16 protein-coding genes are annotated in these 22,484 nt (G+C 34.7%); 13 read left to right on the top strand and 3 right to left on the bottom strand.

Annotation, left to right across the window (positions count from 1 at the left end; translation table 11 throughout):
• Positions 1-4: 4 nt before the first annotated feature.
• Positions 5-2,494, bottom strand: a complete 2,490-nt coding sequence (locus tag IPZ78_RS01180) for a S9 family peptidase (protein WP_225551092.1) — start codon at positions 2,492-2,494, stop codon at positions 5-7.
• 265 nt (positions 2,495-2,759) lie between these two features.
• Here IPZ78_RS01180 and IPZ78_RS01175 point away from each other — a divergent pair, with 265 nt between their 5' ends.
• A complete protein-coding gene (locus IPZ78_RS01175; protein ID WP_225551091.1) occupies positions 2,760-5,906 on the top strand; it encodes a glycoside hydrolase family 2 TIM barrel-domain containing protein in 3,147 nt (1,048 codons plus the stop codon).
• Between the two features lie 54 nt (positions 5,907-5,960).
• Here the strand turns inward: IPZ78_RS01175 and IPZ78_RS01170 are convergent, their stop codons facing one another.
• Positions 5,961-7,379 (bottom strand): ATP-dependent DNA helicase, encoded by a 1,419-nt coding sequence (locus tag IPZ78_RS01170; RefSeq protein WP_225551090.1) that lies wholly within the window; start codon positions 7,377-7,379, stop codon positions 5,961-5,963.
• A 94-nt stretch (positions 7,380-7,473) separates the two neighbouring features.
• Here IPZ78_RS01170 and IPZ78_RS01165 point away from each other — a divergent pair, with 94 nt between their 5' ends.
• The 6 genes from IPZ78_RS01165 (at position 7,474) to IPZ78_RS01140 (ending at position 10,601) form a co-directional block, all read left to right on the top strand.
• Complete coding sequence (locus IPZ78_RS01165; RefSeq protein ID WP_225551089.1) at positions 7,474-8,268, top strand: DUF3822 family protein; 795 nt, start codon at positions 7,474-7,476, stop codon at positions 8,266-8,268.
• Complete coding sequence (locus IPZ78_RS01160; RefSeq protein ID WP_225551088.1) at positions 8,259-8,792, top strand: RsmD family RNA methyltransferase; 534 nt, start codon at positions 8,259-8,261, stop codon at positions 8,790-8,792. Before IPZ78_RS01165 ends, IPZ78_RS01160 begins: the two co-directional genes overlap by 10 nt.
• Positions 8,793-8,794: 2 nt before the next feature.
• The gene (coaD, locus tag IPZ78_RS01155; protein WP_225551087.1) at positions 8,795-9,259 is read left to right on the top strand and encodes a pantetheine-phosphate adenylyltransferase; all 465 of its coding nucleotides are present in this window, start codon (positions 8,795-8,797) and stop codon (positions 9,257-9,259) included.
• A 112-nt stretch (positions 9,260-9,371) separates the two neighbouring features.
• Complete coding sequence (locus IPZ78_RS01150) at positions 9,372-9,704, top strand: hypothetical protein (protein WP_225551086.1); 333 nt, start codon at positions 9,372-9,374, stop codon at positions 9,702-9,704.
• A 5-nt stretch (positions 9,705-9,709) separates the two neighbouring features.
• Positions 9,710-10,267 (top strand): RNA polymerase sigma factor, encoded by a 558-nt coding sequence (locus IPZ78_RS01145; RefSeq protein ID WP_225551085.1) that lies wholly within the window; start codon positions 9,710-9,712, stop codon positions 10,265-10,267.
• A gap of 4 nt (positions 10,268-10,271) precedes the next feature.
• Positions 10,272-10,601 (top strand): hypothetical protein, encoded by a 330-nt coding sequence (locus tag IPZ78_RS01140; RefSeq protein ID WP_225551084.1) that lies wholly within the window; start codon positions 10,272-10,274, stop codon positions 10,599-10,601.
• An 89-nt stretch (positions 10,602-10,690) separates the two neighbouring features.
• Here IPZ78_RS01140 and IPZ78_RS01135 read toward each other — a convergent pair whose 3' ends face one another.
• Positions 10,691-11,998, bottom strand: coding sequence for a DEAD/DEAH box helicase (locus IPZ78_RS01135; RefSeq protein ID WP_225551083.1), 1,308 nt, complete (start codon positions 11,996-11,998; stop codon positions 10,691-10,693).
• 303 nt (positions 11,999-12,301) lie between these two features.
• On the opposite strand from IPZ78_RS01135, the gene eno reads away from it, so the two are divergent.
• From eno to IPZ78_RS01105, 6 genes are all read left to right on the top strand, one after another.
• Positions 12,302-13,600, top strand: coding sequence for a phosphopyruvate hydratase (eno, locus tag IPZ78_RS01130; RefSeq protein WP_225551082.1), 1,299 nt, complete (start codon positions 12,302-12,304; stop codon positions 13,598-13,600).
• 112 nt (positions 13,601-13,712) lie between these two features.
• On the top strand, positions 13,713-14,012 hold the full coding sequence (locus tag IPZ78_RS01125; RefSeq protein ID WP_225551081.1) for an FtsB family cell division protein: 300 nt from the start codon (positions 13,713-13,715) through the stop codon (positions 14,010-14,012).
• Between the two features lie 163 nt (positions 14,013-14,175).
• Entirely contained in the window at positions 14,176-15,741 is a 1,566-nt protein-coding gene (locus IPZ78_RS01120) for a calcineurin-like phosphoesterase C-terminal domain-containing protein (RefSeq protein WP_225551080.1), read from the top strand.
• Between the two features lie 211 nt (positions 15,742-15,952).
• Positions 15,953-17,305 carry an IPT/TIG domain-containing protein gene (locus IPZ78_RS01115; protein WP_225551079.1) on the top strand — a complete coding sequence of 451 codons (1,353 nt, stop codon included), beginning with the start codon at positions 15,953-15,955 and terminating at the stop codon, positions 17,303-17,305.
• A 19-nt stretch (positions 17,306-17,324) separates the two neighbouring features.
• Positions 17,325-20,432: a SusC/RagA family TonB-linked outer membrane protein gene (locus IPZ78_RS01110; protein WP_225551078.1), complete on the top strand. Its 3,108-nt coding sequence runs from the start codon at positions 17,325-17,327 to the stop codon at positions 20,430-20,432.
• A gap of 24 nt (positions 20,433-20,456) precedes the next feature.
• Positions 20,457-22,478 (top strand): RagB/SusD family nutrient uptake outer membrane protein, encoded by a 2,022-nt coding sequence (locus tag IPZ78_RS01105; RefSeq protein ID WP_225551077.1) that lies wholly within the window; start codon positions 20,457-20,459, stop codon positions 22,476-22,478.
• Positions 22,479-22,484 lie beyond the last annotated feature (6 nt).

Here is a 22,484-nt window from a genome sequence, read left to right as displayed (position 1 = left end):
TAATTTATCTTGACAAAGGTCTTTCTTTGTTAATCTCAATCATGTCGACCTCATAGCTCTTAGATTCTCCTAACAAATGTTCACTAAAATAATCTGCCATTTTCCAGAAAAAATATTCATTCATATTCCCAAAGGCATGTGCTTGACCTGGCAATAATAAGAAATCAAATCTTTTATTAGCTTTTATTAGTGCATCAACCATTCTGATTGAATTTGCTGGGTGAACGTTGTTATCAACATCTCCCGTTGCAATTAACAATTTTCCTTTCAGATTTTTAGCTAATTCTGTGTTTTTTGATATGTTGTAATTAAATGAAGTATCACCTTTGCTAGAGATAACTTCTTCTACACCATGATGACGTTCAGACCACCATCGATTATAAATGTTGTTTTCATGATTTCCTGCTCCTGAAACAGCTACTTTAAAGAAATCTGGGTACACTAGCATTGCAGCTGTAGACATAAAACCACCACCTGAATGACCTGTAATACCAACACGATTGATGTCAATGAAAGGATATCTGTCTGCTAATTGTTCAGCCGCTACTTTTTTATCTTCTAATCCATAATCACGTAGATTTCCATACCCGTATGTATGATACCATTTTGAACGTGAAGGATGTCCTCCACGATTGCCTACAGAAACAACAATGAAGCCCATTTGAGCTAAACGATCAATTCTATCCATACTGCGTCCGAAACTTTTGTTTACAGCTTCAGTTTGTGGGCCTGGATATACATATTCAATCAATGGATATGTTCTGGTAGAGTCGAAATCATAAGGCTTATACATGACACCGTAGATGTCGGTGATACCGTCGCCAGCTTTTACCTTAAATGGTTCAGGAAATTTATATCCAGCAGCAAATAATTGAGTTAAATCAGCTTCTTCTAATTTCATGATTAATTGACCAGAGGAAGAATATAAATTTGATTGTGGCGTGGTATTAACTCTTGAAAAGTTAGCAATAAAGTAGTTCGCATTTTCATTTCCTTCCAGTTGATGATCATAATTTCCAGGTGTTAGCAGCTTAATAGCTCCACCATTTTTATTAACAGAATAAAGGAAGTTATAATAAGGATCTACATCTTTTTCTTTTCCATTTGCTTGGAAAAATAACGTACCTGTTGACTCTTGGTAGGCTGATAAATCATTACAATGGAATTCACCTTTTGTGATTTGATGAATTAGCTTTCCATTGATGTCGTACAAATAATAATGTCCCCATCCATCGCGTTGTGACCAATGGATAAATTGTTTGCCAGCAGCTATTAATTTTGGTTTTTGGACATCTTGGTAAACATTCATTCTTTCTTCTACTAATACACGAATAGAACCATCAACATTGACCGCCAAAATATCAATTCTTTTTAAATCACGAGATGAACGAGCAATATAGAATTCTTGATTATTGCCTAGCCAGTAATTAATGTAATGTTTGCCTTTGAAATTATCTTTTGACTGGTCTTTGTTCCATAATGATAACGTTTGATTTTTGAATGCCTCTATATTTACTTTTCTCGGTTGATGATTAGCCGTATCAAAAATATGTAACTCAGTTTCTGTTGAATCAACTTCTCCTGGCATTAAGTATTTATATGTTTCTAATTCAGGACGGGTTTTACCTACATTATGAATTACCCATAAAGCAGATAAATGGCGGTTATTTTTTCTAGTAATAGAAAAATATTTACCATCGGGAGACCAATTAATACGGATAGGGTTTCTTTTCTTTTTGGCTTCTATCTCAGCTTTAGAATCACCAGTTGTAGTACTGTATTGGTCGCCACCCCAAGCGTAAAATTGTACTCCATCCTTTGTAATTTGATGTTCAATTATCGTTGAATCTTTTTCATCTTTTAAAGCTTTTTTATAATTATTATAATCCATCCAATAGATGTTATAATTTTTCGCAAAATAAACCTTAGTTGTATCAGGGTTAAAAATCGCCCAATTTGGCTTAGAGCTTTCTTTTGTAGTATCGCTGATTTCTTGAAGTTGTTTAGCGACAATGTCATATTCAAAATGAAATAATTTCTTTTTTAATGAATCTCTTTTGTTGGTTAGCTTTTTAATTTCATCCTTACTTTTGGTAGTATCTTTGGTGCTTTGAACCTCAAAGCGAATGATTTTATCGCTATTATCCAAAAACCTTAGGTTTTGTATTGGTAAATGCTGTGCGTCAAATGGGTTTTTCACAATGGATGTTACTTGTGCTGCCATTTCTGCATTATCAAATAAATGATTTTTTTTGCGTGTTGTAGGATCAACTATATACCAATTTTTACCAGATGAAGTTATGTATTCATACCAAAATTTATCTGAATAATTGATGTAGTTTGGTTTGACTTCTGTCGAGAAGATCATTGTTCTCAATTTGGATGGGCTAAATTTGGCCGCTAATTGATAGTTAGGTTTTACTTCACTCTTTTTCTCTTGTGCTTGTGTAAAGCAAAAAGATAAGGCGAATAAACCTGTTAAAATGTATTTCATAAAGGTTATTATGTATATATAAAATCTACTGCTAAAATAGCTTATCTATTTATGAGAAACAGGTTTTACATGTAAAATTTTAGATAGAGTTACCGTATGTTTATACGCAGTTTTTTGTTAGATCGATTGTTCTTGTTTAGATATGATTTTACTTATTGTTGTTTCGAAACACAATTTTTTTAGCTATTTATTTTCTTTTTTTTAATAAAATTATACTTAAAGGTAATTTATTGTATTTTTACAATACAATCAACTAAACTTATTCATGAGATTACTATTTTTAGGTATGGCATTATTTTATGCCACCTTTATTTTTGCGCAAAGTATACCAGATTGGGAAAATCCAAAGGTATTTTCTATTAATAAAGAAAACACGCGCGTGACTTCTATTCCTTATGCTTCTGAAGTCCAAGCTTTAAAAAATCATTTTTCTAGTTCTCCATTTTATAAATCTTTGAATGGTAACTGGCAATTCTATTGGTCTGATAAGATAGCTGATGTGCCTAAAGAATTCTATTTGGAAGAGAATTATATGGATAATGTAAAGCCACTTTGGGCAAAAGGTACACCAAATCAAACTTCAGGTCAGTCAGGTTGGACTCTTATGCCTGTTCCAGGAAATTGGGAATTTAATGGTTATGGTATACCTATGTACGTAAATATAGGGTATGGTATTCCTATCAATCCACCATTTATAGATAGAAATGATTCTCCTACCGGGGCATATAGACATAAGTTTGATATTCCAAAAAATTGGGATGGTCGTCGGGTGTATTTACATTTTGAAGCAGGGACTAATTCCATGTATGTATGGGTGAATGGTAGAAAAGTTGGATATACTGAAAATTCTAAAAGTCCTGCAGAATTCGATATCACAGATTATGTACGTTCAGGAACTAATTTATTGGCTTGCGAAGTTCATAAATTTAGCGATGGATATTACATGGAAGATCAGGATATGTGGCGATTAGGAGGTATTAATCGCGGTGTATATTTATACAGTACGGATCAGACTCGTATTCAAGACTTTTTCTCTGTAGCAGACCTAGATGCTAAGTACAAGAACGGAATATTTAACGTGGATGTGGATATTCGTAATTATAGCAAAAATGCAGTGCTACAGTCGCTAGAAGTATCCTTACTTGATAAAGCAGGTAAGAAAATTTTTACACAGCGTAAAAAGGTAAAGGCAGTAGCGAGTGGCGTAGAGAAAGTAGGTTTGGGCGGTGTCGTTAAAAATCCTCTACAATGGACTGCCGAAACACCTAATTTATACAATATGCTCATCACATTGCGAGATGGGAAGAATAATATTATTGAAACAACATCACATCGTATAGGCTTTAGAAAGGTTGAAATAAAAGATGGGCAACTTTTTGTAAATGGCAAAAAGATATTGGTAAAGGGTGTTAATCTTCATGAATTCAATAAAGAAACTGGTAATGTAGTCGATTCTGTATATATGCTTCGTAATATTAAATTGATGAAAGAGCTGAATATTAATGCAGTACGAATGTCGCATTATCCACAAAATCCAATATGGTATAGATTGTGTGATGAACATGGTCTTTATTTGGTGGATGAGGCTAATTTGGAATCACATGGTTTGGGACAGGGCGAAAGTAATATTGCCTATTTGGATGAATGGCAAGATGCGCATTTGGATCGTATGATTCGAATGGTCGAAAGAGATAAAAATCATCCTTCTGTAATTATTTGGTCGTTAGGCAATGAAGCAAGTAATGGTAAAGCGTATTACACGATGTATGATTGGACCAAAAAAAGAGATAGAAGTAGACCTGTTCAATACGAACAAGCCTATTGGTCAAATAATACAGATATTGTATGTCCAATGTATCCAAGTTGGGAGCAAATGGTTGAGGTTTCAAAAAAAGATGTTGGTAGACCTTATATTATGTGTGAATATGCGCACGCTATGGGCAATAGTATGGGCAATTTTCAAGATTATTGGGATTTGATACGTAGTAGCAAAAATATGCAGGGTGGTTTTATATGGGAATGGCACAACCATGGTTTTAAAAGCAAAGACGAGCAGGGACGTGAATACTGGGCATATGGTGGTGATTTGAATGGTTATAACAAGCTAAATGATGGTAATTTTTGTATGGATGGAATCATTTCACCAGATCAACAATATCTGCCACATACGCATATCGTGAAGAAAGTATATCAGAATATTTTATTCGAGTCTAAAGATGCGAAAACTGGTAAGATTACTGTAATTAATGATTTTAAGTTTATTCCAATAACACCAAAGGATTATACATTCAAGTGGATCTTATTAAAGAATGGAGAACAAATAGCGGAAGGAAATTTTGAAGTGACGATTTCTGCAGATTCTCGTCAAGAAGTACAATTGAATTTACCAAAAATTACGCAAGAGGTAGGTGTTGAATATTTTCTGCAAGTATTCGCTTTCACAAAACGAGCTACATCGATAATTGATGCTGGTTTTGAGGTGGCAAAGGAAGAATTTCAATTAGAAGGAAACAACTATTTTGTGAATACAATGATTGATGGGGAGTCCGTAAAGAAATATGAAGAGGATAAGAAATTGACTTTTGTAGCAAATGAAATAACCTTTGAATTTGGCAAAAATGATGGTTTTAGATCGGTAAAAGGTGTAGATAAAGATTATATTACGAAATTCCCGACCCCTAATTTTTGGCGTGCTCCTACGGACAATGATTTTGGAGAAAAGGCAAATAAGTCATTGCGTGTATGGGAGGCTGCTTCCTATGTACAGAAGTATCATTTTGATGGTGTCGATGAGCACAATGGTATTTTTACAGTGAAATATACAGTTAAAACTGTTGGTGTTGAATCAAAAGTCAAATTGTATTATACGATTAACAAAGATGGTAGTTTGAAGGTGGACGTAACTTATATTGCTGTAGGCGATGACTTGCCTGAATTACCTCGATTTGGAATAAATCTTGAACTGCAAAATAGATTTCAAAATTTCACTTGGTACGGAAGAGGGCCTTGGGAAAATTATGTTGATCGAAAGTTTGATGCGTTTATGGGAATTTGGAAAGGAAATGTCAAAGATCAGGCACATCCATATTATCGTCCACAAGAAACTGGAAATAAAACAGATGTACGTTGGTTGACATTGACAGATGATAATGGTATGGGAATACGTATCGAGGGCGCACAACCATTGTCTGTAAGTGCTACAAATTACCGAATAGAAGATTTGGATGCAGGTGTTACGAAAAAGCAACAGCATTTTGTGGATGTGAAGCCAGCCAAAAATGTTATTTTAAATGTTGATTTATTTCAACGTGGGGTAGCGGGGTTAGATTCGTGGCAATCACCGCCATTAGATAAGTACAGATACTTCGGAAAAGAATATCATTATAGTTTTACTTTAAGTTATATTAAATAGATAAGTTTTTTCCAATATAATTTGAGCCACATCTCATTTGAGGTGTGGCTTTTTTTAATAAAATTTCTCATTAAAGTTTACTAAAAATAATTCTTTTGTTGCACGTGTTATACCTGTGTATAACCATCGTAAAAATTCGGTATTGAGCATTTCGTCAGTCATATATCCTTGATCTACAAAAACCAATGGCCATTGTCCACCTTGTGCTTTGTGACAGGTGATTGCATAAGCAAATTTGATCTGCAATGCATTGTAGTATGGGTCTTTTTTTATAGCTTCCATACGATCTTTTTTTGTCGATATATCTTCGTAATCTTTAGCAATAGATTCGTAAAGATTTTGTTGATCTTCATATGGCACTTGCGCTGCATCAACATATAAACTGTCTAGAAGTACACGGCATCGAATAGCGTCACCTTCATTATTGTCCATAAATTCTAAATACAGATCCGCAAAGCGAAAACCATGCATTTCGTGTACATTACTTACTTTTTTAATTACAGCCATATCACCATTGGCAATAAAGCCTGTATGCTTTTCATCATGTTGCTGCAACCAGTAATAATTATTTTTGACAATCATCACTATATCACCACCAGTGATTTCTTCATCTCTAAAAAGAATTTGATTGCGAATATGTTTATTATACAAATTAGCGGATTTATTGGAACGGCATATTACCATGCAATTTTCTATATCGTACTTGTCGTACGCATAATGCAAGCCTTCGATGAGTCGGTCACCGTTCATTCTAAAAATATCTTTGAACCCCTGTGTAATAAATTGCGGAAAGGTGTAGGCTGGAGATTCTTCGTCTAATTTTATTTCATTACGGATTTTGGTAGCATTGTGTAATATTCCTGATCCTTTGTCTTGACGAACAACATCTGTTAATTCATAGGTAAAGATGTCTAGATTGTATTGCGCATTGATATATTCGATATCTAATGCAGGGCTATAATCTAAGCCAACAGGTGGAAGTTGAGCAGTATCACCTACTAACATCAATGTGCAATTTTTGCCAGACTGTACATATTGTATTAAATCCGAAAGAAGCCCATTTGAGAAAATTGAAAACCCTTCTGTTGTAATCATTGAAGCCTCATCAACGATGAATAATGTGTTTTCATGAAGATTCTCGGCAATATCGAAATCCATTTGAAGTGATGCTACACTTTTTTTACGGTAGATCTTTTTGTGTATGGTTAGTGCTCGTTTACCTGAATAAGCGCTCATTACTTTGGCAGCGCGACCTGTGGGTGCTAATAGTACAGATTTCTTTTGTAGCCTAGGCAGTGACTGAACAAGTGCTGAAATAATAGTTGTCTTACCAGTACCAGCATATCCTTTCAATATGAAACAACTCTCTTTTGTAAATGTCTGAAGAAAATCCCCTAGCAAATCAAAAACTTGCTCTTGTTGAGCTGTTGGAGACCATAAAAATTGTTGTGAAAGTAAATTTTTTATATGCACATTCAAAGTTATTCAAAAAGGTTTGTCAATTCAATTCTAAAAGCTAATTTTGTTAGATGGGCATAATGTCGGGATCAATACAATATACTTTTTCATGAATTACATTTCTGCAGATTTTCATTTACACTATATTCCTTCATACACTTTGTATATCCAAAGTGATTTATATCGTGATCATTTAATAGTCGTAGGTTTGGATAATGATGTCTTGGTATATATTGCATACGACAATGAAAAACCATCATTGGAGGCAACGAAGATTTTAAGTTTTCCATTTGAAAATGTATATATAAGTCTCCCACATCAAAGTCTTGTTTGGGTTCCGTCGGAAGTGTTTGATCCTACAGATTTAGCGCTTTATAAGGATTATTTTGTTGAGACTAAAATAGATAAAATTCAATACAAACAAATAGAAAGTCAGGGTGTGACAGCCTTGTATCAAATTGATTCAACATTACAAAGCAGATGGAAGAATGCTTTTCCACAAGCTACAATTCTACCAAGTTTCTCTGCTTTATTAAGTCAAGCATTCAATAATATAAATTGTGATTTGGAGTTATTGTGTGTACATATATACGGTACTCAAGCAGACTTGTTTTTATTTGTAAATGGTGAAATCCGTTTATTCAATACATATGAAATTCATAATCCAGATGATTTAGCCTTTTATGTTTTATCAATTATGAAGAATTTTTCTATTAGTGGTAAAATTCAAAAGGTGTTATTGAGTGGAGCATCGATTGATTCTGAATGGGGTAAACGTATTGATATCTACACAAAGCAACTGGTAGAAATGAAATCCACTTTCGACTGGATCGTGAAAAATAAGGATGTATCCTTATCTATTAAATCATTGAATACTTTGGCAGATTTGTCTATATGCGAGTAATAGGAGGGAAGATTGGTGGTATACGATTGAATCCGCCTTCAAATTTGCCTGTACGTCCTACAACGGACATCGCAAAGGAGGCTTTATTCAATATTTTGCAACATCAAATAGATTGGGAAGATTGCAGTTGTTTGGATTTATTTTGTGGTACAGGAAATATTTCATTTGAGCTAGCATCTCGTGGCGTACAAGAGGTTGATGCGATTGATATCCATGCCAAATGTTTGTTTTACGTAAAGGATATTGCCAAACAGTATGATTTGAATATTGCAACGCGCAAAGCTGATGTATTCAAGTTTGTTTCTTCCTGTAAGAAAAGTTACGATTTCATATTTGCTGATCCACCATATGATGTCGCACAGCTGCCGCACTTACCTCAAATGATTTTGGATAATGGATTGTTAAAAGAAGGTGGTATATTAGTAATAGAACATCCCTCTACACGCAAATTAGTTGATCACGATTTATTTGTGGAAACTAGAAAGTATGGATATTCTTCTTTCAGTTTTTATCAAAATAAGTAGATATGAAAGTAGCTGTATTTCCAGGTTCATTTGATCCATTTACCCAAGCACATAAAGATTTGGTGGATAGAGGACTCAAGCTTTTTGATAAGATCTATATCGCTATAGGAGTCAATTCTGCAAAAAAAGGATTGATGGAGTTTGAAACTCGCAAGTTAGCTATTACCGAATTATATAAAGACGAATCCAAAGTTATTGTTGATACTTTTACTGGGTTAACTATAAACTATTGCAAGAGTGTAAAAGCACAATTTATTTTGAGAGGTTTGCGTAATTCAAATGACCTAGTATTTGAAGATGCAATAGCGCAAAATAATTTGATTTTGGCTCCTGAGATTGAAACCTATTTTTTATTGGCTCGAACAGGATTAGCTCATATTTCCTCTACGATAGTTCGTGATATATTATCGAATGGTGGATCTGTGGATACTTTGGTTCCAGCAGAAGTTTTGAAACACATAAAATAAGTGAAATTATAATATTGATATAAAGCGTCTTATGTAAAAGTAAGGTGCTTTTTTATTTTTATTGTAACCTTTTCTATTTGGATTGCAACTAATGTAATAAAAGGAGAAAATTATGATAGGTTTTACAGAGTTGTATTTTATTGTCGGGGTATTAATTTTAATACTAGTTTTTGTAGCTTTATTAATGTCAATTTATTTTTTCTATAAATATAAAATGGCAAATCCATCAAAAAGTTTTGATAACAGTGAGGAGGTTAAAAATATTTGGGTTCGAAGAGCAATTGTTGTTTTAGGACTAGCAATAGGAATTATTATTGCTGAAATATTAAGTAATCTTGGATTAATGAATTCTAGTGCAATTTATTTATCAATAATCTTGCTTTGTTTAGGAGCGTCAATGTTGGTCGCAAACAAAGTTGACAAGAAAAATTCTACTGAAGAGTAATTAGAATGGATAAACTTTACATCGATAAAGTATTGGCTGGAGATTTATCTGCTTTCAACTATTTTTTGAAAACTTATAAAGATATGGCTTATTCGGTGGCAATATCCATTGTCAAGCAAGAGCATCTTGCTGAGGAAATCGTACAAGATGCTTTTATGATTTGTTATCAATCGTTAAAAAATTTTAAAGGTAATTCAAAATTTAGTACTTGGCTTTATCGGATAGTGGTGAATTGTGCTTATGGAACTTTACGTAAGACCAAAAACAATAATCAAGAATTTGATGTGGAAGTTCACGATGTTTCTTTTGACGAATCTACATTTCAATTGTTAGAGAAAAAGGAAAAAGAACATATGGTACAGGAAGCTTTGTTAAATCTACCTGCAAATGAAGCATTGGCTTTACGCTTATTTTATCTCGAAGAATTAAGTGTGCAGGAGGTAAGAGAAGTGACAGGTTGGACGGAAACAAATATTAAAACAATTTTGCATCGTGGTAGAAAAAGACTTTATGCTATTTTGTCAAAGTTAATGAAAGGAGAATATTATGGAATTGCGAGATAAAACGATGAGAGAAATACTCTCACATAGTAAACTTGATTTGCCTTTTTCTGATTTTGATGGTCGTATGATTCATAAAATCCAAGAATATGAAGTAAAGAAAAAAGCTGCTGAGAAAAATAAATTTTATAGCTATATCTGTTTTCTTGCTGGAATTATTTTAGGAACTCTTTTGAATTATTTGATGAGTCAAAATTTAAATGAACTTGTTCCTTCTGGTGCATCGCAAGATAAAATTGTTTCGGTTATACAGTTGCTATATGTAGTATTAATCGTGTTGTTCGCTGATAAACTATGGAAATTATCCAAAATGGACTTGAAAAAGCTGTTTAGGTAATTGGATATTTTGTCATGCTGAATCTTGATGAAGCATCTGCATTATTATCTTTTAGATGTTTCGACAAGTCTCAACATGACATTTTATTTTTATGTTCGGATAAATTTTATTTTATTTCCTTTAATTTTACCGTTACTGCCTTCTTTGATGATTTGTGTAGCAACTTTTCTTTTTACTGCTATATAGGCTTCTTTGTCTTTTACTTCTATGACACCTATATCATCTTTTTCTAATCCATCTAACTTTAAGATATAGCCTACAATATCAATTTTATTGACTTTATCTTTTTTACCCGCTGAAATATACAAAGTAGAGTATGGTGTATTATTTGGAAGATATAAATCCTCTTCCACTTTGATTTCTTCAGTTGACTCTGGCAAGTAAGGGAAATTATCATCAGGTTTTAACATGACAATTACTTCACCTTTTGCATGCATACGTGCAGTACGGCCATTACGGTGAATAAATGCATCCTCTTTGCCTGGTAATTGATAATGAATAATTACATCAATTTCGGGGATATCCAATCCACGCGCAGCTAAATCTGTAGTCAATAAAATACGATTGCTATTATTTCTAAATTTTAAAATAGACAATTCACGATCGCGTTGCTCTAATCCACCGTGAAAAACATCGTGGATCAAATCACGATCATCAAGTAGTTCTGAAATATGATCGACAGCTTCACGATGATTGCAAAAAATCAAAATCTTTTGTTCGCCAAGCGTACACAATAGATTAAAAAGTGTTCTTAATTTATATTGAACAGGAGAAATTACTTTTTTATAGATTATCGACGGCTTGTTCTCTTGCGAATCCAAGTTGTCTACTTTGATAGCATTGTCTAGTGCCACAAAGTCAGGTAACACATCCAAGTCGGTGGCAGATGTCAGTATTTTTTGCTTTATATTCGGATGAGCTTGCATAATCTCCTGCAGCTGATCCTGAAAACCTAGTTCCAATGACTTGTCAAATTCATCCAATACAAACGTGTGTACATCAGCTGTACTAATATAGTTGCGTTCTAAGTGATATATAATACGGCCAGGCGTTCCAATAATAATTGTTGGAGCTTCTTTGAGTGCGTTTCGTTCGGTTTTGGTGTCATGTCCACCGTAGACGCAAAGAATCTTATAACCTGTAATAACTTTTTTGATGAAAGATTCAATCTGTAATGCCAACTCTCTCGTAGGTACTACAATAAGAGCTTGCGTTTTTAAATTCTTGTCTGATTGAATTAATTTGGATACTAGTAAACTAAAAGCTAATGTCTTGCCAGATCCTGTAGGAGAGAGTAGTACAAAATCTTGGTTTGGTTTGAATTGGTCTAACACGCTATTTTGCATGCTATTCAATTCAGCGATTTGTAGTTTTTTGAGTATCGATGTTATTTCCATGATGCAAAAGTAGGTAAATAAAAGAGGCTTTAGTTATAACTGTTAAAAGTTTGTTAAGACAATGCTGTCAAGATGAGTTTGGCATAAGGATTGAATATGTTTTAGTAATTCATAATTTAGGTTAATAATTGGTTAGTTAAGAAGCCTTCAATCTCCCCGGTTGAAGGCTTTTTTATTTTATGATCTATAACAATAGTTATTAATATTTACTTATTTTTGGATTAAATAGTATTATTAGTATATTAGTGTCCGAAATACACTAAGTGTATTGTGTGAAAAAGTCATAAACCCAATTAAAATAAAATGAGTTTAATTATCGATGTTAAAGCGCGTCAAATTTTAGATTCGCGCGGTAATCCAACAGTGGAAGTAGATGTTACTACGCAAAATGGTTTTGTAGGTCGTGCTGCGGTTCCTTCTGGAGCTTCAACAGGTGCATACGAAGCAGTAGAATTGCGTGATGGTGATAAGTCAAAATATTTAGGAAAAGGCGTTCTTAAAGCTGTTGAAAATGTAAACACTAAAATTGCTGAGGCTTTAGTAGGTGTTGATGTATTCGAACAAAATGCTATTGACAAGATCATGATTGATCTTGATGGTACTGAAAATAAAGCTAATTTAGGTGCTAATGCTATTTTGGGTGTTTCTTTGGCTGTAGCTAAGGCTGCTGCTCAAGAGTCACGTCAACCGTTGTACCGTTATATCGGTGGTGTAAATGCTAATACATTGCCTATCCCAATGATGAATATTATCAATGGTGGTTCACACTCTGATGCGCCAATCGCATTCCAAGAGTTTATGATTATGCCAGTTGGTGCACCTTCATTTTCTGAAGCTTTACGTTGGGGAGCTGAAGTATTCCATACATTGAAAAAAATCTTACACGACCGTAATTTATCTACAGCAGTAGGTGACGAAGGTGGTTTTGCTCCTACGTTCGACGGCACTGAAGATGCAGTTGAAACTGTGTTGAAAGCTATCGAAACTGCAGGTTACAAAGCTGGTGAGCAAATCTGTTTAGCATTAGACTGTGCGGCTTCAGAGTTTTACAAAGACGGTAAATACGACTACACTAAATTTGAGGGTGATAAAGGTGCTATCCGTACAAGCGAGGAGCAAGCTGCTTATTTAGCTGAATTGTCAGTTAAATATCCAATCATCTCTATCGAAGATGGTATGGCTGAAGATGACTGGGCTGGTTGGAAAACTTTAACAGAGAAAATCGGTGACCGTGTACAATTAGTAGGAGACGATTTATTCGTGACGAATACTGTACGTTTGCAACAAGGTATTGAGTCAGATACTGCTAACTCTATCTTAGTAAAAGTTAATCAAATTGGTTCTTTAACAGAGACAATTAATGCGGTTACATTGGCTCAAAATTCTGGATACACTTCAGTAATGTCTCACCGTTCGGGTGAAACTGAAGATGCTACTATTGCTGACTTAGCGGTAGCGTTGAACTGTGGTCAAATCAAAACTGGTTCGGCTTCACGTTCTGATCGTATGGCTAAATACAATCAATTGTTACGTATCGAAGAAGAATTGGGTGTAAACGCACGTTTCATCGGTAAAGATTTCAAATTTGCAATCAAAAAATAAGTTATCTTATTTTAAGACAAAGTAAAAAGGAGAAACGAAAGTTTCTCCTTTTTACTTTAATGGAAAAACTATATATTTATTCCATAATAAAACATAATCTTATTTTTGCGTCATGGATAGAGCTGTATCATTACTAAAAAATAAATTCCTTATAGCAGGAGTAGCATTCTTGGTATGGATGTGTTTTTTCGATAGATATGATTTGGCTACTCAATATGGCTATCAAAAAGAGCGAAACAAACTGGAGTATGAAAAGGAATTTTATACTACTGAAGTTTCTAATTTAGAAAAATCTATAAAGGATGCGCAATATAGTCCAAGTGAAATACAGCGTATAGCTCGTGAAAAATATAAAATGAAAAAGGACAATGAAGATATTTATGTAATATCTGAAGTTGAAGCTAAGAACTAAACAAAAACCCAATTATATATTGGGTTTTTGTTTTATATGGCTGCAATTAAGATGCGTAGATTGCTTTGTTTACATCATCTCGACATATTTAATTAACCAATTTTTAATAATTACTTTATATAATATTAGTTTGCAGATAGTATTTTTGAACAAACAACGAACTATGAATATCAAACTATTATTAGCTGCTGGATTACTAAGTCTAGGTGTTGCTCATGCGCAAGATTTTGCTAAAGGTATTGTCTATGAGGATACCAACAAAAATGGGAAAAAGGATAAATCCGAAATAGGATTGAAAAATGTATCAATAAGTAATGGTGTAGATGTAGTGCTTACTAATGATCGTGGTGAGTATCAATTACCAGTCGGTAACGACAATATTATTTTTGTAATAAAGCCTACTGGTTATTCTTTTTCATTGAATGATAAGAACCTTCCTCAGTTTTATTATGTGCATAAACCAAATGGTTCGCCAAAATTGAAGTATACTACGATTGATTCAACAGGAAAACTTCCAAAATCACTTAATTTTCCATTATATCCACAGCAAGAAGATACAAAATTTAAAGCTTTAATTTTTGGAGATCCACAGGCATATAATTTGGATGAAATAGCCTATTTCAGGAAAGGTATTGTTGATGATATTAGTGAAGATAGTGCTATTAAATTCGGAATTAGTTTGGGTGATTTAGTGGGGGATCACTTAGTGCTCCATGCTCCATATCAGGATGCTATCAAAGAAATAGGAAAACCTTGGTATAATGTGATGGGGAATCATGACATGAATTTTGATGTAAAAGCTGATTCATTGTCTGACGAAACATTTGAATATCATTTTGGTCCTAATAATTACGCTTTTCATTATGGTAATGCCTATTTCATTGTTTTAGATAATATTCTGTATCCAAATCCTAAAACGGGAAAGGGTTATTTAGGAGGATTTAGAAACGATCAATTGGATTTTGTCGAAAATAGTTTGAAACATGTTTCTAAGGATAAACTTATTGTATTAAGCTTTCATATTCCATTAGGAAATAAAGATTCGGAAGCATTTAGACATCATGATAGACATCGTTTATTTGACATTTTAGCGCCATTTAAACATACTGTTTCTATGTCTGCGCACACGCATTTTCAGAAGCAAATTTTTTATGGTAAAGCGGATGGTTGGAAACAAGAAAATCCTCATCACGAATATAATGTGGGAACAACATCAGGTGACTGGTATTCGGGAATGTATAATTTGAAAGGAGTGCCAAGTTCGACAATGCGAGATGGTACCCCTAAAGGATACGCAATATTAAATATAGATAATAATTCGTATTCGTTTGACTATAAGGTGGCTGGTGAAGCCAAGGAGTACCAAATGAATATAGTAGCACCGCGTGTCGTGAATGAAAAACAAGTAAAGCGTTACAAGGTTGCTGTTAATTTTTTCATGGGTAAGAGTAGTGATACAGTTCAATATAGATTTGGTAATGCTGAATGGAAAAATATGAATTATATCGAACAGCCTGATCCTGCATATCAATACGAATTATTAAAGTATGATACAGCTGAAAAATTAATAGAAGGAAGACGTCCGTCAAATGCCGTCAATTCAACTCATCTATGGGAAGCTAAATTTCCAAATAAATTAGCTGTAGGAAATCATAATTTGGAGATTAGGGCTGTTGATATGTATGGTAAAACACATACTCAAAAAGTTACTATTGAAGTCGTAAAATAATTTAAGTATATAATTTTTGTGAATTAGAGGATGGGAATTACCCATCCTCTTTTTTGTTTTACACCATTTCTTCAAAATGATTCGATGTGTTAAATTTTTATAAAGGACATTTTTGCTTCATAATATTATAATAACATGCTTTTAATAGCTTGTTGATATGATCTCTCTATTCTTGCATCAAGAAAAACAAATTAAATTAATCTATAATTCTATGAATCACTACCTATTAAAGGTCTGTTTATTCGGTACCTTAATAAGTTTTTCAAGTTGTAAAAATGAAAGTTCACTTTCAACTTCAACTGCGTATGATCCTACGAAAGATGTCGTATTAAAATCGTTTTATCCCACAGAAGGGGGAGCGCGAGACAAGATTCTTTTGGATGGTGAAAATTTTGGATCAGACCCGTCAAAAATTAGAGTCTATTTTAACAAAGCACAGGCTAAGGTAATTTCTAGTAGCGGAAATCGTATCTATGCGTTAGTTCCTAGATTACCAGGAGAGAACCCAACTGTTTCTGTAGTTGTTGGTGCTGATTCTGCGATTTACGAGAATAGTTTTCTTTATCACACACAAGCACTTGTGAGTACGGTAACCGGTAATGGAGTTAAAACTTTTACACCAGGTACATTATCCGATGCGACAGTGTATGGAAAATACCTAGAGCTAGATCGTGAGGGTAATATTTTTATGTCTTGGCGAGATGGAAATTCAGCAGGGAGTAGTGCAGCGACATTTGGAGTTGCAAGAATTAATGAGTCAGAAAATATTGTTACGCCATTGATTCAGGCAGAATCTGCTAATCGCGTTTTATATGCGAATGGTCTCACTGTTGATCGTTCTACAGGTGTCCTCACCGCTGCACATGAATCTGTTCAGGAGGTGATGTTCACTTTTGATCCGAAGGAAGCTTGGTATCCTAGGCAGCGTAACATGAAGTATTCTGATAGTGATTATGCATCTATCGTGGTGGGGGATAGATATAAAAACTTTATAACATTCTCTCCTTGGGATGGAAATTTATATACACGCTATAGAGATGGCAAGATCGCAAGAATTAATCCACAAACATTAGAGGCAACAATCATTCATCAAGGACCATATGGATCACAATATGGTCAGGCAATCAATCCTGCAAAACCATGGGAATTATATATCACATTACATTCCAATGCAAGTCCTATAGAATTTAGACAAGGTATTATGGTCTTGGATCTTAGAAATCCTAATGGTACAGGTGGCTTTAAAAGGTTGAATGCACCCGGAGGATCGGCGTTTAAAGATGGATCTATTGAGGATGCGTTGTTTAATTTTCCAAAGGACATCAAATTTGATAATGATGGAAATATGTTTGTAGCAGATTATGGGAATCATTGTATTCGAATGGTGTCTCCTGAGGGTGTGGTAACTACTGTCGCTGGCCAACCGGGAAAACCTGGATATAAAGATGGCGGTCCTACCGAATCACTTTTTAATCAACCATGGGGAGTAGCAGTAAATGAGTTGGGACACATTTATATTGCTGACTGGTCAAATGCTAGAATCCGAAAATTAGTTATAGAATAATCAACCTCTTATTAGAAAAATGAAAGTTTCACAACTTATAGCCTTGCTATTAACTATCGTATTCACGATACCATCTTTTGCGCAGCAAGGAAAAGAATTATCCATAGCAGGTACTGTCGTAGATAAGGATAATAATCCACTATCCAACGTATCCATCTATGTAAAAGATAAACCATCATCAGGGTCATCTACAGATGGTGAAGGTAAATTTAAACTTAAGGTTATTTATGGTGACAAAATTGTGTTTAGTTTTATAGGTTTCGAAACACAGGAACATCTAAGTATTGAAGATAAGGCAGATTTGTTAATTACCCTAAATGAAGACAATTCTACTATTGATGAAGTAGTAGTAGTAGGATTGGGTAATGTACAACGTAAAATTAGTTCTGTAGGAGCTATCACTTCTGTCGATACAAAAGATTTACAATCTCCTGCACCATCTATTACCAATTTATTAGGAGGTCGTGCTGCAGGTGTAATTTCGATGCAGAGTAGTGGTGAACCAGGTAAAAATATTGCAGACTTTTGGGTTCGTGGTATAGGTACTTTTGGTGCTAATAACAGTGCTCTTGTATTAATTGATGGACTAGAAGGAAATCTGAATACAATTGATCCTGCAGATATTGAAAGTTTTTCGATATTAAAAGATGCTTCAGCTACAGCTGTATATGGTGTGCGTGGTGCAAACGGTGTTGTTTTGGTGACCACAAAAAGAGGTTTGGTAGATCGTATTCAATTGACAGCTAGAGCCAATGCTACTCTTTCATCTTTGAATCGATTACCTAAATACTTGGATGCATATAATTATGCTTTATTAGCAAATGAAGCTAATGTAATTCGAGATGGTTCACCATTATACAATCAAGTAGAGATGGGTATTATTAAAGATGGTTTGGATCCAGACTTGTACCCTAATGTAAATTGGCAAGAAGAAATTTTAAATAAAAACTTCTGGTCTAATAGTTATTATGTAAGTGGTAGAGGTGGTAGCGAAGTCGCTCGTTATTTCTTAAGCTTAGGTGGTAAGACACAAACTGCTGCATACAAAGTTGATGAGAATTCAGTTTACAGTTCAAATGTTGGTTTCAATTCATACAACTACCGTATTAATTTAGATGTTAATTTAACGAAGTCAACGAAGGTGTTCTTGGGATCAGATGGTTTCTTATCTGTATTAACGCAACCAGGAGTGGCTAACACAGATTATATTTGGGGGGCACAATCTCGTTTGACTCCGTTGAGTATTCCTACTCAATTTTCAAATGGTTTATTGCCAGGGCGTGGATCAGGTGACCAATCTTCTCCCTATGTAATGATCAACAGAACAGGAAAAGCAGCAGACGAAGAATATAGAGGAAAAACGACATTAGCGTTAAACCAAGATTTGTCATCGGTATTGGATGGTTTGAAATTTAGAGTTCAAGGTGCCTATGATATTTACAGTTACTTTAATGAGCGTCGTCGTGTACAGCCTGCATTATACAATGGTATTGGTAGAGCTGCAGATGGTTCTTTAATCACAATTTTAACGGTTCCTGAGGAAAAGGCTAATTATTTTAAAGAGACTAGGCAATTCCGTAAATATTTCTTAGAATCGGTAATCAATTACGATAAAGTTTTTAACAATGATCATCGTACATCAGCATTGATTTATTATTATCTAAGTGATGCAAAAGATACTGATGATGCTATTTCAAATCTTGAGGCTATTCCATTACGTTACCAAGGAGTTTCGAGTCGCTTTACATATGGTTATAAGGATACCTACCTTTTAGATGCCAATTTTGGATACACTGGATCTGAAAACTTTCAGCCGGGGCGTCAATATGGATTCTTCCCTTCAATAGCTGTAGGGTGGGTTCCTTCAAGTTATGAATTCTTACAAGAGTCTGCTCCATGGTTGAACTATTTCAAAATTAGAGCTTCATATGGTTCTGTTGGAAATGACCGTATTTCTAATACACGATTCCCATATTTAACAAAAGTAAATCAAGGTACTACGAATGCTAATAGTGATAGTGATTTGTGGGGGATAGGTGGAATCGAAACAATAGGAGAGACCCGTATAGGCGCAGACAATTTAGCATGGGAACGCGCTATCAAATCAAACATCGGTTTCGAAGGAAAGTTTTTTAACAACAAAATTGATTTTGTCTTTGATATATTCAAAGATGAGCGTAATGGTATTTTTCAACAACGTGTTCAGGTGCCAGATTATGTAGGTGTCATGAACAATCCGTTTGCGAATGTTGGTCGTATGCAAAGTTCTGGTATGGATGGTAATATTTCCTATAAAGGTAAGATCGCTTCTGATTTTAACTTTACTGTACGCGGTAACTTTACTTATGCGAAGAATATGGTTTTGAATTGGGAACAAGCATACCTAGAGTATCCCTATTTAGAATTTAATGATTTCCCGCATAATTCAATAAGAGGCTTCCAATCATTAGGTTTATTCAAAGATCAAAACGATATCAACTATAGTCCACAACAAACATTCGGAGCAGTAATGCCAGGTGATATTAAATACAAAGATGTTAATGGTGATGGTATTATTGATAATCTGGACAAAGTGCCGTTGACTCATAATGATGAAATACCACTGTTGATGTATGGATTTGGTGGAGAGATTAGTTATAAGAATTTATCACTAGGAGTATTATTCAAAGGTACAGGAAGTAGTCCTTTCTTTTACGGAGGCATTGGGTATAGACCATTTTATGAAGGCGCAATGGGTAATGTTTTAGATATCGTGGCTGATCCATCGAATCGTTGGATTCCAATGGAATATGCCGTGGCAAATGGTATTGACCCAACTTTAGCGGAAAATCCAAATGCTAAATTTCCTCGTCTATCGTATGGTGGAAGCGCAAATAATAATCAAACCTCGACATTCTGGCAAGGAGATGCAAAATATATTCGTCTACAAGAGGTAACTGTAAGCTATCATTTAAATCCGAATTTCTTGAGACGAGCAGGTATCAAATCGATGGATCTTCAATTTGTGGGTAACAACTTATACACTTGGGATACCGTGAAAATATTCGATCCTGAGCAAGCAAGATATAATGGTCGTAGATACCCAATACCTTCAACATATTCAGTACAGGTATACATTAATTTTTAATTGAGAAAGATATAATTCAACTAAATGAAAAATTCGATTCTAAAAAGAGTATTTGGAGCATCAGCATTAGTGATTGCCTTGTCAACTACGTCATGTAAGGATTATTTAAATATCGATAATTATTTTGATGATGAATTTAAGATAGATTCAGCATTCAGTAGTACTCGAAATATAGAAGCGTATATGTGGGGAGCAGCATCTATGTTTAAAGATGAATCTCAAACTATTCGAAACAGCTTCACGCCAGGTCCAATGGCTACTGATGAAGGTTTTAATGGATTAACGAATGCCAATGGTAGTGGAAATATATATCATGGTATGGATTTCGCTACTGGTCGTATAACTCCTGATTTTTATGGTGAGGGAGCTACCAATTTAAATCAATGGGGAAATTATTACAAGATAATCAGGAAATGTAATTTGATTATTCAGAATCTAGATACACCACAAGACTTAACGAATGCAAATAGAGCGAGAATTGAAGGATATACTAGGTTCATTAGAGCGTATGCATATTATTATCTTTTATTAGATTACGGTCCACCTATTATTTTAGGTGATGAATTAGTCAATACAAACGAAGAATTGGCTTACTACGATCGTGAGCGTGCTACTTTTGATGAGGCTATGGAATACGTGTGTAATGAGTTTGAGTCTGCAGCATTATTAATTCCTAATGAAGTGGGTATTTTGGATTTTGGAAAGCCTACTCGTGGTGCAGCTTATGCATTAGTAGCCCGCCTGAGGCTAATGCATGCGAGTCCTCTTTTCAATGGAGGACAAGTAGCAAGTTCGTATTTTGGTTCTTGGGTGCGTGAGTCAGATGGTGTTCACTATGTTTCTCAACAATATGATGATAAAAGATGGGCTATTGCAGCAGTTGCTGCAAAGCGTGTGATGGATATGGGGAAATATAAGCTGTACACAGTTGAGGCTGATGAACAGACTGCAACCCTACCTCAGGGTGTCGTTTCTGATCCTAATTTTTACAGTTCATTTCCTAATGGCGCTGGTGGTATTGATGCATTTCGTTCGTATTCAGACATCTTTACGGGTGAGGCGTATGCAGCAATTAATCCTGAATTCATCTGGGCAAGAAATACTTCATATTTGAATGGTACTATCAACCAAGGCGCATTTCCTCCATCGTTAGGTGGGTGGGGAAGATTTTGTGTGACTCAAAAAGTTGTTGATGCGTATTTAATGGATGATGGTCGTACCAAAGAAGAAGCTTCTGCAGATGGTTATTATTCAGAATCAGGATTTACTACGCAAGCCAAACGATTCTCAGGCTATCCATTGAATACGGGTATATACAATATGTACGCAAATCGTGAAATGCGATTTTATGCTTCTATAGGTTTTAATGGAGCTGTTTGGCAAAATCTTAGTGTGGTGTCTAAAACCAATCATATTGCCGATTACTTTTTTCAAGGGGCAGATGGTCGTGGTGGTGTTACTGCTTCGTCACCAAATTATCCGATCACAGGCTATGTTATCAAAAAATACAATCACCCAATGGACGCGCTGACAGGAACGGGTGCACGTAGAATAGATAAGGCATATTCAATAATCCGCTATGCTGAGATTTTACTAATCTATGCAGAGGCGATAAATAATTTGAAAGGAAGTCATACGGTGACTTTAGGAAACCAAGATTATGTGTTGAGCCGTGATGAAGAGGAAATTAAAAAATCTTTTAATCAAGTTCGTTATCGTGCAGGTCTTCCTGGTCTTTCTCAAGCGCAGTTGAATCAGCCTGATTTAGTTCAAGAGCAGATCGAACGTGAACGTATGGTTGAATTCTTATGGGAAAACCTTCGTTATTACGATGTGCGTAGATGGGGAATTTACGAAGATACTGAACGTGAACCAATGAGTGGGATGAATCCTGATGGTGCGACACCTGATACATACTATCGTCGTGTGATACCTGGTTCTTCTTCTTTCTTGAAAAGAGAGGTAAATAAAAAATTAGTTTGGCTTCCGATTCCACGTGCGGAATTGCGAAGATTACCTTCTGTCTCACAAAACCCTGGTTATTAATAGTTA

It is taken from the genome of Sphingobacterium bovistauri, from assembly GCF_020295405.1.
Classification (GTDB): Bacteria; Bacteroidota; Bacteroidia; order Sphingobacteriales; family Sphingobacteriaceae; genus Sphingobacterium; species Sphingobacterium bovistauri.
This window is presented reverse-complemented; position numbering and strand designations above follow the sequence as displayed.

What these genes read in the sequence shown, in the direction of transcription:
- IPZ78_RS01125 (WP_225551081.1), top strand. Translation starts at nt 13,713, where the DNA reads ATGGATAGAGCTGTATCATTACTAAAAAATAAATTCCTTATAGCAGGA.
- IPZ78_RS01135 (WP_225551083.1), bottom strand. Translation starts at nt 11,998, where the DNA reads ATGGAAATAACATCGATACTCAAAAAACTACAAATCGCTGAATTGAAT.
- IPZ78_RS01140 (WP_225551084.1), top strand. Translation starts at nt 10,272, where the DNA reads ATGAGAGAAATACTCTCACATAGTAAACTTGATTTGCCTTTTTCTGAT.
- IPZ78_RS01150 (WP_225551086.1), top strand. Translation starts at nt 9,372, where the DNA reads ATGATAGGTTTTACAGAGTTGTATTTTATTGTCGGGGTATTAATTTTA.
- IPZ78_RS01160 (WP_225551088.1), top strand. Translation starts at nt 8,259, where the DNA reads ATGCGAGTAATAGGAGGGAAGATTGGTGGTATACGATTGAATCCGCCT.
- IPZ78_RS01105 (WP_225551077.1), top strand. Translation starts at nt 20,457, where the DNA reads ATGAAAAATTCGATTCTAAAAAGAGTATTTGGAGCATCAGCATTAGTG.
- eno (WP_225551082.1), top strand. Translation starts at nt 12,302, where the DNA reads ATGAGTTTAATTATCGATGTTAAAGCGCGTCAAATTTTAGATTCGCGC.
- IPZ78_RS01115 (WP_225551079.1), top strand. Translation starts at nt 15,953, where the DNA reads ATGAATCACTACCTATTAAAGGTCTGTTTATTCGGTACCTTAATAAGT.
- IPZ78_RS01165 (WP_225551089.1), top strand. Translation starts at nt 7,474, where the DNA reads ATGAATTACATTTCTGCAGATTTTCATTTACACTATATTCCTTCATAC.
- IPZ78_RS01175 (WP_225551091.1), top strand. Translation starts at nt 2,760, where the DNA reads ATGAGATTACTATTTTTAGGTATGGCATTATTTTATGCCACCTTTATT.
- coaD (WP_225551087.1), top strand. Translation starts at nt 8,795, where the DNA reads ATGAAAGTAGCTGTATTTCCAGGTTCATTTGATCCATTTACCCAAGCA.
- IPZ78_RS01110 (WP_225551078.1), top strand. Translation starts at nt 17,325, where the DNA reads ATGAAAGTTTCACAACTTATAGCCTTGCTATTAACTATCGTATTCACG.
- IPZ78_RS01180 (WP_225551092.1), bottom strand. Translation starts at nt 2,494, where the DNA reads ATGAAATACATTTTAACAGGTTTATTCGCCTTATCTTTTTGCTTTACA.
- IPZ78_RS01145 (WP_225551085.1), top strand. Translation starts at nt 9,710, where the DNA reads ATGGATAAACTTTACATCGATAAAGTATTGGCTGGAGATTTATCTGCT.
- IPZ78_RS01120 (WP_225551080.1), top strand. Translation starts at nt 14,176, where the DNA reads ATGAATATCAAACTATTATTAGCTGCTGGATTACTAAGTCTAGGTGTT.